General features: G+C 56.6%; 15 protein-coding genes. 9 read left to right on the top strand and 6 right to left on the bottom strand.

What is annotated here, in order from left to right; translation table 11 throughout:
- The first annotated feature begins 1 nt into the window (after nucleotide 1).
- The 6 genes from HH216_RS02285 to HH216_RS02260 all read left to right on the top strand — a co-directional run bounded on the left by HH216_RS02285 (nucleotide 2) and on the right by HH216_RS02260 (nucleotide 4,782).
- Entirely contained in the window at nucleotides 2-934 is a 933-nt protein-coding gene (locus HH216_RS02285; protein ID WP_169549320.1) for an alpha/beta hydrolase, read from the top strand.
- A gap of 8 nt (nucleotides 935-942) precedes the next feature.
- Nucleotides 943-1,704 carry a hypothetical protein gene (locus HH216_RS02280; protein WP_169549319.1) on the top strand — a complete coding sequence of 254 codons (762 nt, stop codon included), beginning with the start codon at nucleotides 943-945 and terminating at the stop codon, nucleotides 1,702-1,704.
- Between the two features lie 135 nt (nucleotides 1,705-1,839).
- Complete coding sequence (locus tag HH216_RS02275) at nucleotides 1,840-2,973, top strand: hypothetical protein (protein ID WP_254448653.1); 1,134 nt, start codon at nucleotides 1,840-1,842, stop codon at nucleotides 2,971-2,973.
- Between the two features lie 203 nt (nucleotides 2,974-3,176).
- The gene (locus HH216_RS02270; RefSeq protein ID WP_169549317.1) at nucleotides 3,177-3,605 is read left to right on the top strand and encodes a globin family protein; all 429 of its coding nucleotides are present in this window, start codon (nucleotides 3,177-3,179) and stop codon (nucleotides 3,603-3,605) included.
- A 35-nt stretch (nucleotides 3,606-3,640) separates the two neighbouring features.
- Entirely contained in the window at nucleotides 3,641-4,027 is a 387-nt protein-coding gene (locus HH216_RS02265) for a hypothetical protein (RefSeq protein ID WP_169549316.1), read from the top strand.
- 23 nt (nucleotides 4,028-4,050) lie between these two features.
- A complete protein-coding gene (locus HH216_RS02260; RefSeq protein ID WP_169549315.1) occupies nucleotides 4,051-4,782 on the top strand; it encodes a hypothetical protein in 732 nt (243 codons plus the stop codon).
- 11 nt (nucleotides 4,783-4,793) lie between these two features.
- Here the strand turns inward: HH216_RS02260 and HH216_RS02255 are convergent, their stop codons facing one another.
- The 3 genes from HH216_RS02255 to HH216_RS02245 are packed head-to-tail and all read right to left on the bottom strand — an operon-like array spanning nucleotide 4,794 to nucleotide 5,682.
- On the bottom strand, nucleotides 4,794-5,192 hold the full coding sequence (locus tag HH216_RS02255; RefSeq protein WP_169549314.1) for a DoxX family membrane protein: 399 nt from the start codon (nucleotides 5,190-5,192) through the stop codon (nucleotides 4,794-4,796).
- A complete protein-coding gene (locus tag HH216_RS02250) occupies nucleotides 5,179-5,457 on the bottom strand; it encodes a hypothetical protein (protein ID WP_169549313.1) in 279 nt (92 codons plus the stop codon). Before HH216_RS02250 ends, HH216_RS02255 begins: the two co-directional genes overlap by 14 nt.
- Before the next feature lie 39 nt (nucleotides 5,458-5,496).
- Nucleotides 5,497-5,682, bottom strand: a complete 186-nt coding sequence (locus HH216_RS02245; RefSeq protein ID WP_169548912.1) for a hypothetical protein — start codon at nucleotides 5,680-5,682, stop codon at nucleotides 5,497-5,499.
- A gap of 89 nt (nucleotides 5,683-5,771) precedes the next feature.
- Between HH216_RS02245 and HH216_RS02240 the strand changes: the two genes are divergently transcribed.
- Nucleotides 5,772-6,578: an alpha/beta fold hydrolase gene (locus HH216_RS02240; protein ID WP_169549312.1), complete on the top strand. Its 807-nt coding sequence runs from the start codon at nucleotides 5,772-5,774 to the stop codon at nucleotides 6,576-6,578.
- 34 nt (nucleotides 6,579-6,612) lie between these two features.
- Nucleotides 6,613-7,509, top strand: a complete 897-nt coding sequence (locus HH216_RS02235) for a hypothetical protein (RefSeq protein WP_169549311.1) — start codon at nucleotides 6,613-6,615, stop codon at nucleotides 7,507-7,509.
- Nucleotides 7,510-7,546: 37 nt separating this feature from the next.
- Here the strand turns inward: HH216_RS02235 and fucP are convergent, their stop codons facing one another.
- Nucleotides 7,547-8,803, bottom strand: coding sequence for an L-fucose:H+ symporter permease (gene fucP, locus HH216_RS02230; RefSeq protein WP_169549310.1), 1,257 nt, complete (start codon nucleotides 8,801-8,803; stop codon nucleotides 7,547-7,549).
- Between the two features lie 167 nt (nucleotides 8,804-8,970).
- Here fucP and HH216_RS02225 point away from each other — a divergent pair, with 167 nt between their 5' ends.
- Nucleotides 8,971-11,403 (top strand): bifunctional YncE family protein/alkaline phosphatase family protein, encoded by a 2,433-nt coding sequence (locus HH216_RS02225; RefSeq protein ID WP_169549309.1) that lies wholly within the window; start codon nucleotides 8,971-8,973, stop codon nucleotides 11,401-11,403.
- 165 nt (nucleotides 11,404-11,568) lie between these two features.
- Here the strand turns inward: HH216_RS02225 and HH216_RS02220 are convergent, their stop codons facing one another.
- Nucleotides 11,569-12,081, bottom strand: a complete 513-nt coding sequence (locus HH216_RS02220; RefSeq protein ID WP_169549308.1) for a hypothetical protein — start codon at nucleotides 12,079-12,081, stop codon at nucleotides 11,569-11,571.
- Nucleotides 12,082-12,168: 87 nt separating this feature from the next.
- Nucleotides 12,169-12,936, bottom strand: coding sequence for a carboxypeptidase-like regulatory domain-containing protein (locus HH216_RS02215; protein ID WP_169549307.1), 768 nt, complete (start codon nucleotides 12,934-12,936; stop codon nucleotides 12,169-12,171).
- Between the last annotated feature and the right edge of the window lie 118 nt (nucleotides 12,937-13,054).

The raw sequence follows: 13,054 nt of genomic DNA, 5'->3' as shown, positions 1-13,054 counted from the left end.
CATGAAATCTTTTTTTACACTACTGTTGGTTGCGCTGTTGGGGATAAGCTGCTCGAAAGAACCGGCGATCACTGACGCTATGCTCGACAGCGGTAAACTGTTCGACCCGTCGCTCTACAAGCCGGAGCAGTACCTGATCTCGAAAGCGATACCCAACCCAAACGCTGCGCAGGCCAATCGGCCGGTGATCATTGCCTGCCACGGCTACTCGGCTACGACCTTCGAATGGGACGAGTTTCGCGCGTATCTGGGCAATCGCTCCGATGTGTATCTGTCGCAGGTATTGCTGGGCGGCCATGGACGCAGCTACGCCGATTTCAAGCAGTCGACCTGGCGCGACTGGCAGGCGGCTATCACGATCGAGTACGAAGCACTGCTAAAGGCGGGCTACACAAACATCAGTCTGCTAACGTCATCGACGAGTGGGCCACTGCTGCTGGAACTGGTGTCGTCGGGCTACTTCGCGAACCGGACGGTCCCACGCAACCTGTTGCTGGTTGATCCCATAGTCATACCGTCGGCAAAATCGCTGTCGTTGATTGGGGTGCTGGGGCCGATGCTGGGGTACATCGACACCGATCAGCCTGCCACGGAAGACAAAGTATACTATCATTTCCGGCCGCAGGAAACGTTGCAGCAACTGGAGACTCTGCTCAATATCGTACGCAAAGAGCTGGAGAAAGGCGTTACCCTGCCGACGGGTACGACGCTGAAGGTATACAAATCGAAGCAGGACCCGGCTGCCGATCCGGTCAGTGCCGTGCTGATTTATAACGGTACGAAAACGGCAGCGGGCCAGCCGACGGAGGTGCAGTTGATCGACTCGAAGCTGCACGTCTACACGCGGTTAAACCTGCGTACCGACGTCTCGACAGCCGATAGACAGAATCAAACGGCGACGTTTGCCGACATCGTCAGTCGGGTGCTGCGCTAATGGGGACTATGACGAAAGCGGTTTCCCGCTGGGCTAACCAACACACTCGGCTGGCTATTACACTGCTGATCGGGTGCGAACTGACGAATGGATTTGGCGGTGTGCTGCTGGGGGCCAATGCACTGAATAACCTACCAGGCGCGACCCTCTTGTTGCTGGGTGTACTCGCTGCTGGGCTGGCAATTGGGGTGCGCAGCCCAGCCGCAGCGCGGATCGTGGGCCACACATACGCTGCCCAACGGTGGCGGCTGGCAGTGGCATTCGGCAGTAACTGGCTGCTGTGGATAGTGCTGGGCGCGTACTGGAGCTATTCTGTACAAACGGCGGCACCTTCCGGGACGGCCTGGGGGAGTCGGCGGGTTGTGGTGCGGTCGGATACGCTGATTAACCCCGCCGACACAACCATTCGCCCACCAGTGGTGTACGCGAAGGCGGCTCAGAAATCGGAAAAGCGTAATCAATATGTAGGCAAACGGATCGGGTTCTTTCTACTGTTTTTGCTGGGCTTCGCGACATGGTATTTCTCGATCGCGCTGGCCTGTACGATGGCCTGTTCGGGCTATGGCGCGCTGGCAGCATTGACGTTGTCGCTGGGGCTTGGCTTTCTGGCTGGGGGCGGTTACTTTCTGGGCCGGGCCTTAGAGAGCCCCTTTGTACCGCTTCGCGAACGGCCTTTGCCGCAGCGTCGACGGGCACTGCGCCGATTCTGGCTGTTGTGGCTAATTCTGATTGGCACTTTCGGTGTGTCGCTGCTAACCTGTAGTCGATGAGGCATGGTGGGGGCGTTGCGCTACTTGTGCTGCCGTTGTTCACAAACGATTACCTCAACATTGATTTCCAAATCGGCGCTGGTCCGGGCTACGATTTCTAACCATACCTGCTATAAACACCCAAACATGACACACGTGCGTTCCTATCCACACCAAACCAGTTGGTTTCTCAAATTCTGCGAATGCGTACTGGCGGCCGTCGGTATTTTGTCGGTGCTAGCAATGCCGCTTGAAATGATGCCCACGTCGTTTTGGGTGAAATATGGTCAATACGCGCAGTACATCCTGCCCGTTCTGGGCGGGCTGGCGCTACTGAGTGGCGTCGGTTACAGCATCGTGTGGCATCGACGCGAACGGGCGGGACTCATTGTGGACAGTGGGTTACGCCATGCCTGGTTGCAGGCTATCATCCGCTACTGGCTGGCGTTTGAAATCAGTACGTATGGCTTTGCCAAAATTCTGAAAAGCCAGTTCAGCACGCCCAACTACCGGCTCGATATGGCCTTGAGCGACCTGAATGGCTTTCAGCTGACGTGGTATTACTATGGCTATTCCTACACGCTGGCCGTGATTATTGCGCTGTTTCAGATCGGCGGTTCGTGCCTGCTGCTCTTTCGCCGGACAACCTTGCTGGGCGTGATGATTTTGCTGCCCGTTATGGTCAATATCGTTTTTATCAACGTGTTTTATAACATCGCGGTCGGCGCTTTTTTCAATTCCGTGATGTTTACGCTGGGTTTGCTGCTGTTCCTTTTTCTGGATGTCGACAAGCTCAAACGGGCGTTCTGGGACCTGATCGAACGGTTGCCACCCATTGCCTCAGGACGGGGACAATGGCTGAAAAATGGCGCTCGCGTGTTGCCTATCATTCTGGCATTTGCCACGATGCAGGTGTTGCTGAAAGCGCACCCAAACGAGAAGGTACTGGCCGGTACCTGGAAGGTGGAATCGCTCATGCGAAACGGGCAGGCGGTTCCGATGAACAGCTGGCAGACCGATACGACGGCCTGGAACCGGGTTTATTTCGCGGGCTGGCAGGGCGTTGCCTTTAGCCCTAACCCGTACCGATACAAGCCCACTGAAAGCTGGCGGGGCGAGTACGAATTCGACAGTACAACGAACAAACTGAAGATCTTCTTCGAACGAAAAGAGGGTCAGTCGTACGATACCATGCAGGCTACCGTGGCCAATCGGACCGCCAAAGCCATGACGCTTCAGGGGCAGTTGCACCGCGATACGTATGCCATGAAACTAACCCGGCTACGCTGACACCCGCTCACGAAAACGCGTCGACGATGACCAATGTACGCGTTTTTCCAACATAAATCATAAAAGAGTTTTCTGTGTCTGTGTCCGCATAGGTGACTGTGCATCAGTCAGGTATACCATTCGATAAAGCGTCTGTGTCTTCAGCGATATGGGTATTCGCCTGGGTGCTAAATTGAACGAGTACTAGCTATCCCAAACAAACCATGAACACCGTACAACTCAGTCTCATCCGCGATTCGTGGGCCTGCGTAGCGCCTAATGCCGATGCTGCCGGTCAGGTATTTTACGCGAACCTGTTTGCCATCGACCCCGCCCTGCGTCGGCTGTTTCCCGATGATATACAGCCGCAGGCGCACAAACTGATGGCGATGCTGAATCTGCTGATCGGGCAGTTGGAAAACGCCGATGTCATCACCCGCGAACTGACCGGGCTGGCCCGCCGACACGCTCGCTACGGCGTACAACCCGACCAGTTTAACACGGTTGGGCTGGCCCTGATTCAGACGCTGCGCGATGGGCTGGGCGACCGTTGGACACCTGATGTGCAGCTGGCGTGGGGCGCGTTGTACCAGACCGTGGCCGGGGCTATGATTGCGCTGGGGAAAGAACAGGATTTGCCCGCTGTGGCCTAACGAAACAAAACCTCTTACTACCCATACCGACTCACATGACCGATCTACGCGCTGAAATTACCATGTATGGGCTGCGGCTCATCAACGAAACACCGGCTGGGCAACCCATCGCCCGGAGTCGTCGACTACTACTGACGCCCAAGCCAAACGATCAGAAAGTCAATCAGATCAACCTGCTCTTTCGCGACAATGGTCCCGCCATCGTGGGCGACGTGCAACGCCTGACCGACGGTAACGTAGCCGTGCGGGTATACCTGCCCTACAACGAATTTCCGGTCTACTACAACGTGCTGCAAACCGAAAAGCCAGTACGTGCACAGATCATTTTCGACGGCGACTTACTCCCAAATCAGGTTATCCCGATTCGGTTTGCGATGCTTTACGTGGATAAGCCGGTTGGTGAAGGGCCACAGGATAACTGATTAGTTTATAGCCCAATAATCAGATGGAACAGGCAATGCTTTCGCCGACCGCTAACCGCCAGGTTGAGCTGTACCCAAACGCGCCCTGGTACTTTGCGCTGGCCGTGGTCGTGACCTGGGTTAGTTTTTCGCGGTCGTATTTTGCCCACCTACGGGAAAACGATATCTATCATCATCTGCACGGCGCGTTCGTTGGCACGTGGACGGTCCTGCTTATCATCCAGCCGATTTTGTACAGGCGGAGGCAACTACAGCTTCACCGTCGATTAGGCTGGGCGGGCGCTATCATTCTGGTGCCAGGTATTCTGCTGGGTGGCGCAAAGATGATGCAGATGATGATTCAGGGGCAGGCTACCTACCCGCCGGGGATTGTGTATCAGTTGTCGTTCATCGATGCCACATCGCTTTTCTTGTTCCCGCTGTTTTTGGGATTGAGCCTTCGGTATGGCCGTCGTTTACCGCTGCACGCCCGCTACATGGCGTGTACTATATTGGTCGTGCTGCCGCCCGCCATCACTCGCCTGCTCTTCTTCATTCCCTGGTTCGACAGCTTTGGCAAATCGCTAAATGGCAGTTTCGTAGTTATCGAGCTTATTCTGTTTGTTCTGATCGCGGACGACAAGCGCAACCACGGCCGGATCTGGCAACCCTACCCACTGGCACTATTGCTGTTTGGGCTGCTACATCTGAAAATGAACTACGCGGGTAACTGGCAATGGTGGCACGAACTGATGGACCGATTCGCTGGTCTGTAATAGCGTCGTTGCTATTGACGTCGGTTACTGTCGAGGGTGCGGAGCGCGTAGGCAAAGGCGATTACGTAGATGGTTTGGTTGCCCGCTCCGGTCCAGTCTTCTTTCAACGTGGTGCCAAACAGCAGGATCGCGATGATAAGCCCACCCAGCGCGTATCCCCATTTGCTGAGCTGACCACCCAGTAGAATCAGCAGGCCACAAGCCAGCTCAGCAAATGGGAGTGCGTACAGAAAGCTGGTCGTCAGAGCCGAGGGCAATACCGTTTGTGAAAAGCCCGCGCTGGTTTTAGCCACAAACTCGCCTAGTTTGGGAATACGCACCAGCCCATGCATCAGCATATTGACGCCCAGCCCAAGCCGCAGCACCAGCCGCGACAACTGACTGGCCGACGGCTCATCAAAGGACGCCATTCACGGTCAGCGAGTTAGTTTCTACGTCTTCCTCGGTCAGTTCGTCGGTATTTATGCTCGAATCACCATCTTCCTCCGCGTCGTCGTTGACTTCTTCCTTGACGGGTTCCGGCCCCGAATTGGTTACGGTCGAGTCCACGACGGGATTCATGCGCTCGACCTGCGAAACGCCGGGTTCGGCATCGGCACCCTGTGCCATGAGTTGCGCCACGCCCTGATTATCGTCGTCGGCGGGGTTGTAGCTGGTGTTGTCGTTGGGATTCATACGATTAGTTGTTTAGTGTTCAGCAGGAAATTGTTATGGCTACTCACTTGATCGCGTGACGTGACCACCCAGGGCATAATTGTCGTCTTGCTGGTGGTCATGCTCGCCAGTGGGGTCACCGTCTTCGTCGGCCGGTTCATCGACCAGGCCGGTGTCGTTATCGGGTTCGTTGTCGAGGTCGTCGCCGTTGCCGTCGGGGGCGGTTTGTGTCAGGATCGGGTTCATCAGCTTTCGCGGTTTAGTTGTACGCTACTAAACCCGGTAGAATACGGAAAGGTTAGGCTTACCAATTGATTAGTTAGCCACTTTTCCACATGAAAGCGTTGCTGTTGTTGATAAGTCTGTTGCCCGGTAGTTTGTGGGCGCAGGCGGTGTCGGAATCGTCGTCTCGCGAACCCTTGTTCACCTCGTTCGACGGTACCAAAATTCACTATGACACCATCGGTCGGGGCCGTCCCGTCGTGTTGTTGCATGGCTTCATTTCGAACAGTACCAGCTGGAAGCGGGCAGCCGTTCGGCAGGCACTGGCCGATGCCGGTTTCAAAGTCGTGACGCTCGATCTGCGCGGTAATGGCCTGTCTGACCGCCCCCACGCGGCCGAAGCGTATAAAGACGACGCCGAACTCCGCGACGTACTGGCACTGATGAAACACCTGGGTCTGACGAATTACGATGTCGTCGGCTATTCGCGCGGGGCTATTCTGGCAGCCGAACTGCTCACGCTGAAAGCCCCCATCCGCCGGGTTGTGCTGGGCGGTGTCGGGGCTGATTTCACCGATCCGAACTGGGAGCGACGCCGTAATTTTCAGGAAGCGTTCGCCAAACCCGGCACGCATCCCGACCTACGCCCCGCCGTCGAAAATGCCAAACGCGCCGGAGCCGATACGATCGTGATGGCGCGGTTGCAGGAGTTTCAGCCAGCTGCCAGCCCGACCAAACTAAAGAAGGTAAAGATTCCGGTGCTCATCGTCAACGGCGATCAGGACCGCGATAACGGCGACCCGCAAAAACTGGTCGACATGATTCCCGGCAGCAAACTCATCGTCGTCCCCGGCGACCACGGCGGGGCCATGCGTACGCCCGAATTTGCCAATGCCGTCGTCCAGTTTTTAACGCGGTAAGTAACCGCTGGCTTACTCAGCGAGTTACCCGTGCATGCAATTCCACCAGCTCACCTTTGCTCATATCATGGAGCGGCACGTACTCTATTACGATGCCGACGCGCCCGACGCTTGTGCATTTATCTGCCAGCGACTGAACATCAACGCCCTGCCCGGTCTGGACGGGGAAACGTACTACCCGTTTGACGAAGAAACCAACCAGTTTGGCGAACCCCGGCCGATGGCTGACCACCACCGGGCACAGCGTCACGACCGGTTGTTTACCGACACCGTAAAAGAGCGTTTCGCGCAGACTGACCCCAACGTGCTGTTCGTCTACGAAGGGCGGGTGCTGGTGGGCGTGGCGCACGTCTCCGACTTCAACCACAACAGTGTGCTGCAAATCGTGCAGGACGACATCATCCTGTTCGAGCGCGACCTGCGCCGGTTCTTCATTCTGCGTGGTCGGTCGGACGCCGACATGCTTCATTTTTTCGAGTACCAATCGCAACACGCTAATGCGGATGGACTACGTGCGTTCTACCGAGACAAACTCCGCGATGCCACGCAGCCCCGTCGACAAAACGAACGCCGGCTGCTCGACCCGTTCCAGACATTCGAGTTCAGCGATCTGCTTTACTTTGCCAACTCCGATGCATCGGGACCGCTGATGCGATTCGACCAGATCAAAGACCTCGTCGGGTTGCGTAACCGGGTGATGCACGCCAAAAACCCGGTCGAATACGACGAACATCACGTGTATTCCTACGAAAGTCTGGAGCGGCTCTACGACGAATTATGTCTGCTCGAAAGCGAGTACAACCGCCTGCTCCGCACCATCGCCAACGACCTTGACCACAGCCGTAGTCGTCGGGAAGCCAACCGCGCCCGGCTCGATCAGATCAGCGAATCGGGCGAAAAAGCCCTGCGGTTTTTCAAGTCGGGGTTGTAGTTAACCGGCCCGAAAGTTTGTCTGCCGAATATTGACGCTACTTAGCAGCGGGCTGCGCCGACCGGACTCGGTAGAGCCGGATGGCGAACAGAAAAACGACGGCGTAACAGATGATGGGCAGGTAATAGGCTTCGGCGACGCTGCGGTTGGCCACGATACCCATTAGCCGGGGGAACAGCGCGCCACCGACTACGCCCATCACGATAAACGACGAGCCCAGCCCTTTGTGACGGCCCAGATCTTTCAGTCCCAGGCTGTAGATGGTCGGGAACATGATGCTGAAAAACAGGTTTAGCCCCATCAACGCCACGAATGATACACAGCCCCAATGCTGCGCGATGATGAAGCACAGGCACAGATTTGCGAAAGCCGCGACGGCCAGCAATCGATTGGGCGCGATGAACTGCATCAGGTACGTACCCAGAAAACGGCCGAGCATCATCAGCCCCAGACTCAGCGAGAAAAAGTACGATGCCTGCGCGTCACTCATGCCGGGCATATAAGCTACGCCGTAGTTGATAAAAAACGCCCACGTGCCACCCTGAGCCGCTACGTTGAACAGTTGCGCCACGCAGGCCCAGACAAAATGCCTGTGCTGAAACAGCTTTTTATCGGCCGTGGTATCGGTTGGAGATTCTGGAACGGCTTCGTGGTCGACGACCAGCGGGGGAACTTTCACGAACGAAAACACAATGCCGACGCTCGCGACAACCAGACCGATGATGAGATACAGCGTTTTTACCGATGTCAGGTCTGTGTCATTGGTGCCGCTGCGCAGGATGAAATAGCCACCGATCAGCGGCCCCGAAATCGCACCGATGCCGTTGATGGCGTGGGCAAACGTGATGCGCCGGTCGCTGCTACGGGCGTCGCCGAGGCCGTCGAGGAAGGGGTGCGCAACGGCTTCCAGCGTCGCCAGTCCGCAGGCGAGGATGAACAGCGCAATCCGTAGTCCCCCAAACGACGCGGCACTGGCGGCTGGCAGCATCAGAAACGCTCCGGCTGCGTAAAGCCCCAGCCCCAGCAACACGCCCCGCTGGTAGCCGAAGCGATTCATAAACCAGCCCGCTGGCAGGCCCATCACGAAATAAGCACCGAAAATAGAAAACTGGACGAGTGCCGAATCGGCTTTCGACACGTGCAGCACCTGCTGGAAATGGCGGTTCAGCACGTCGCCGAGCGTGATACCGACGCCCCAGAGCATAAACAGCGAGGTGACGAAACCCAGCGTAACGAGGTATTTGGACTGGGTAAACGCGGGCCGGTCTACGGCTGGCGTAAGGGCAGGTTGCATCAGGATGGGGTCAGGTTGTTGTAGTCAGGGAGGTAACGGCTTGTGCTGGGTTGAAGTTTGCCGATTTACGGCTATTTGGTTTGATAATCAGCCGACAAGTCCTGCTTCACAATTGCTTAATAGCGGTGAAAACGGCTAATGCTTTACTTTTGGGCAACTAACCTGCTTTGCCTTATGCGTCGCTGCTACGTATCGCTGCTGCTAAGTCTACTTGCCCTGTCGGGGCTGGCACAAACCACGGCCCCCGCTCACAGACTACCGCCCCCCAACAACGGCTAACCCTGCCCAACGGCTGGAGCCTGTCGCCCATTGGTAAATCGCTGCCGCTCGGCGACCTGCCGTTGACGACAGTCGTCTCGCCCAACGGCAAACGACTGGCCGTGACCAACAATGGGCAGAGCACGCAGACGCTACAGCTTGTCGACATTACGGGCGAAAAAGTGCTGAGTGAAACCGTCATCAGCAAGTCGTGGGTGGGGCTCTGCTTCACGCCCGATGGCAAACGATTGCTGGCATCGGGCGGCAACGACAACCGCGTGCTGATCTACGACGTGTCGGGCGACAAGCTGGTGAAAACCGATTCGGTGGTGCTGGGTAAGCCGTGGCCCAACCGCATCTCCGTCGCCGGGCTGGCCACCGACAAAACCGGGCAGACGTTCTACGCCGTCACCAAAGACGACAGTTCGCTTTACGTCTGTGACCTCGGTACCCGGCAGATTCGCGAGCGCATCAAACTGCCCGCCGAAGCCTACACCTGCCGCCGGTCGCCGGTGTCGGATGAATTGTACATTACCGTTTGGGGAGCCGATAAAGTGGTTGTGTTTGACCCGAAGACGAACAAGCTGACGGGTGAAATCGCCACCGGTAGCCACCCGAACGATCTGGCGTTCAGTAATAACGGTAAGTACCTGTACGTCGCCAATGCCAACGACAATACCGTGACGGTGATCGACGTGAAAGCCCGGCGCGTACTCGAATCGCTCAACACAGCCCTCTACCCCGACGCGCCCGCTGGCAGTACGCCCAACGGCCTGGCCCTGTCTGCCGACGGTAAAACGCTGCTTGTCGCCAACGCGGATAACAACTGTCTGGCTACTTTCGACGTCTCGCAGCCGGGCCGAAGCCGGTCGCTGGGCTTCATCCCGACGGGCTGGTACCCCACGAGTGTGCAGGTGGTCGGTAAAAAAGTGTTAGTTGCCAACGGTAAAGGGTTTTCGTCGCAGGCCAACCCCGCCGGGCCGAACCCTTACAAACGGCGCGAGTCTGACACGCAGTACATCGGTGGGTTGTTCAAAGGCACGCTGTCGCTATTTGCCATGCCAACGCCTACGCAGCTTACCGGCCTGACCCGGCAGGTGTACGCCAACACGCCGTACACGAAGGAGCGCGAAAAAACGGCCGTGGGTGCAAACTGGCCCGCCAACTCGCCCATTCCGAAGCAGGTTGGCGCGAAAACGTCGCCCATCAAACACGTCTTTTACATCATTAAGGAAAACCGAACCTACGATCAGGTATTCGGCGATATGAAAGAAGGCAATGGCGATACGTCGCTGTGCCTGTTTCCTGAAAACGTAACGCCGAATCAACACGCACTGGCCCGCGAATTTGTGCTGCTCGACAACTTCTACGTCGACGCCGAAGTGAGTGCCGACGGCCACAACTGGAGCACGGCCGCCTACGCCACCGACTACGTGGAAAAAACGTGGCCGACGAGCTACGGCGGTCGGGGCGGCACCTACGACTACGAAGGGTCGCGGCCGGTGGCGTTTCCGAAGCGCGGTTTTATCTGGGATTACTGCAAACGGGCGGGCATTCGCTACCGGTCGTACGGTGAGTTTGAAGCGTATTCAAAGCGTAAAAATTCGGCCTTAGCCGGGCTGTTCGCGCCCAACTACCCCGATTACGATCTTGGCGTGAAAGACATCGATCGGGTGGAGGTTTGGAAGCACGATCTGGATTCGCTGATAAAAATCAATGCTGTGCCGAACTTCAGCAGCATCCGGCTTGGCAACGACCACACGAGCGGTGCCCGGATCGGGGCGCGTACGCCAGCCGCTTTCGTCGCCGACAACGATCTGGCCGTGGGTCGTTTTGTCGAGTACCTGTCGAAAAGCCCGATCTGGAATGAATCCGCGGTGTTTGTGCTGGAAGACGACGCCCAGAACGGCTCCGACCACGTCGACGCGCACCGCTCGCCCGCGCTGGTCATCAGTCCCTATACGAAACGGCACCACGTCGAGCATACATCGTACACCACGTCGGGAATGCTGCGGACTATCGAGCTGATTCTGGGCTTACCACCGATGAGTCAGTACGACGCGGGTGCCCGGCCGATGTACGCCCTATTCACGGATAAAGCGGACCTGACTACCTACGACCACCGCCCCGCGCAGATCGACCTCGACGCCAAAAACACGGCGATGACCGAACCCGCCCGGCAGTCGGAAAAGCTGGACCTGCGCTACGCCGACAAAATCGACGACCGGCTATTCAACGAAATCATCTGGAAAGCTGTCCGGGGTGAACACGCCGTGATGCCCGCCCCCCGGCGCGGTGCCTTCCTGACCGTCAGCCGCAAGGACGACGATGATGACGATTAGATCGGTTTACGGTATCCAGTATACGGTTTACAGCGACTACCGTGGCGCGGTCCTTCGCACTGGGTGGTGAGTTGATAGAGTGGTCTAATCTCCTCTCCGAGGGCTGTGTCTTCACAGCCCTCTTTTCCTGTAGGCCACACCACGATTTACATCTTCATAACCCCCTCACCGGTAACGTGAATCGGCGACAGCTACTTTGCCACTCAGTACGCCGTCGCTGATAAGCCGCTGGACAATTTCGCGGGGGCTGAGGGCAGTAGTTGTCGACAACGTGATGGCTTTCCAGAACGGCTTGCCGGTGGCAACACTGCTCATTTCGAGGTAAATATTGTTGTAGCCTGCGATGTACTTGCCACTGTTGCCGCTGAAACTTCGGTTAAGGTCGAGCGTGAGCATGACCTGACTCTTACACTCGTTGAGTTGCCGACTGACGAGTTCGTCCGGCGTTTCGAAATCAATAGGCGACACATCGACCGAGCAGACCGTGTACTGCGACGGAAACGCGCCAACAAACGTAGACGCGTAGCCCGGCGGCACGTTAGGCAGCCGCGATACGATCAGAATACGCTCGAACGGCGGTTTATCCGCCACCCTGACATTCGACTGAATATCAAGAATCGTCACGCAGCCAGTGAGCAGCACCGACGGTAGCAGGCAAACAGGAAGATAAAGTCGCATGGTATTGAAAAGTTTTCGTCTCAAACAGCATCCTGCTGTTTGTACTAAATGCAATACAAACAGCAGGATGCTGTTTGAGACATATTGTCACCGCCTGAACAAGTTGCGAATGCGTCGCCAGATCGTAGGTTTCTTCACGACGTATTCACCAGCGTAGATGACTTGATTCAGGGCTTCGGTGTCTTCGCGGAGCGCAAACAGCAGTGGCTGACCAGCCATGTAGGCGGTTAGCGTCAGTTCTTGGTTGATGTATGCAATAGAACTGGCAACTAGCTGTACCGTACTGTCGAGGTTAACAGCCGGTCCTGTCAACCGAAATCTGCCAGCCAAATCGGTGGTAGCTCCGTAGACAGTGTTTTTAATGACAACTGTCGCACCAGCAACGGGGGCCCGGCTGGTAGCGTCGATAATTCTACCTTTCAGGATCATCGTACCATCTATCATCAGGCCTTGTGAGGCTGTATCAGGTGATATCGTCCCGGTCTTTTTTGTTGTCAATGCAGGTATGAAGGTGCTGCCTACGTGCCTGTCAGTAACTGCTTCCGTCTGCGCCTGCACCATCTGCGAACTAAGCCATCCCGACAACAACACACTCAACCACTGCCACCGCCCCGGTTTTCCGGCCGTAGGGGTCGCCAATGCGCGGTTTAGCTGATCGGCGCGGAGTCGGCCGCAGCCGGAAGCCCTCGATGGTGTGCTCAGAAACGCTACCAGCTGCGCATCGGTCATACCCGTAAAATCTACGACAGTTTTTTGGCAATGCGCACAAAATCGCCCTTGCTGATCGGGTGTCATCGCCTGCCACGGCTGCGTGCAGGGGCTGGGGATTGTCAGTCTGACGGAAGAAGAAGCCATGCGCATAGGTCGATCTGATTATCAGTAAAGTAACTATTTTTTTCGGCAGCTCGGTCGTACTGTTTTGGGGTAAAGTGCCGGTTGCAGTCGGGTTTTGCGTACTTTCCGGCAAAGCCTC

Source organism: Spirosoma rhododendri, assembly GCF_012849055.1.
GTDB lineage: Bacteria > Bacteroidota > Bacteroidia > Cytophagales > Spirosomataceae > Spirosoma > Spirosoma rhododendri.
This window is presented reverse-complemented; position numbering and strand designations above follow the sequence as displayed.

What these genes read in the sequence shown, in the direction of transcription:
- fucP (WP_169549310.1), bottom strand. Translation starts at nt 8,803, where the DNA reads ATGCAACCTGCCCTTACGCCAGCCGTAGACCGGCCCGCGTTTACCCAG.
- HH216_RS02280 (WP_169549319.1), top strand. Translation starts at nt 943, where the DNA reads ATGACGAAAGCGGTTTCCCGCTGGGCTAACCAACACACTCGGCTGGCT.
- HH216_RS02270 (WP_169549317.1), top strand. Translation starts at nt 3,177, where the DNA reads ATGAACACCGTACAACTCAGTCTCATCCGCGATTCGTGGGCCTGCGTA.
- HH216_RS02255 (WP_169549314.1), bottom strand. Translation starts at nt 5,192, where the DNA reads ATGGCGTCCTTTGATGAGCCGTCGGCCAGTCAGTTGTCGCGGCTGGTG.
- HH216_RS02260 (WP_169549315.1), top strand. Translation starts at nt 4,051, where the DNA reads ATGGAACAGGCAATGCTTTCGCCGACCGCTAACCGCCAGGTTGAGCTG.
- HH216_RS02265 (WP_169549316.1), top strand. Translation starts at nt 3,641, where the DNA reads ATGACCGATCTACGCGCTGAAATTACCATGTATGGGCTGCGGCTCATC.
- HH216_RS02245 (WP_169548912.1), bottom strand. Translation starts at nt 5,682, where the DNA reads ATGAACCCGATCCTGACACAAACCGCCCCCGACGGCAACGGCGACGAC.
- HH216_RS02220 (WP_169549308.1), bottom strand. Translation starts at nt 12,081, where the DNA reads ATGCGACTTTATCTTCCTGTTTGCCTGCTACCGTCGGTGCTGCTCACT.
- HH216_RS02235 (WP_169549311.1), top strand. Translation starts at nt 6,613, where the DNA reads ATGCAATTCCACCAGCTCACCTTTGCTCATATCATGGAGCGGCACGTA.
- HH216_RS02250 (WP_169549313.1), bottom strand. Translation starts at nt 5,457, where the DNA reads ATGAATCCCAACGACAACACCAGCTACAACCCCGCCGACGACGATAAT.
- HH216_RS02215 (WP_169549307.1), bottom strand. Translation starts at nt 12,936, where the DNA reads ATGGCTTCTTCTTCCGTCAGACTGACAATCCCCAGCCCCTGCACGCAG.
- HH216_RS02285 (WP_169549320.1), top strand. Translation starts at nt 2, where the DNA reads ATGAAATCTTTTTTTACACTACTGTTGGTTGCGCTGTTGGGGATAAGC.
- HH216_RS02240 (WP_169549312.1), top strand. Translation starts at nt 5,772, where the DNA reads ATGAAAGCGTTGCTGTTGTTGATAAGTCTGTTGCCCGGTAGTTTGTGG.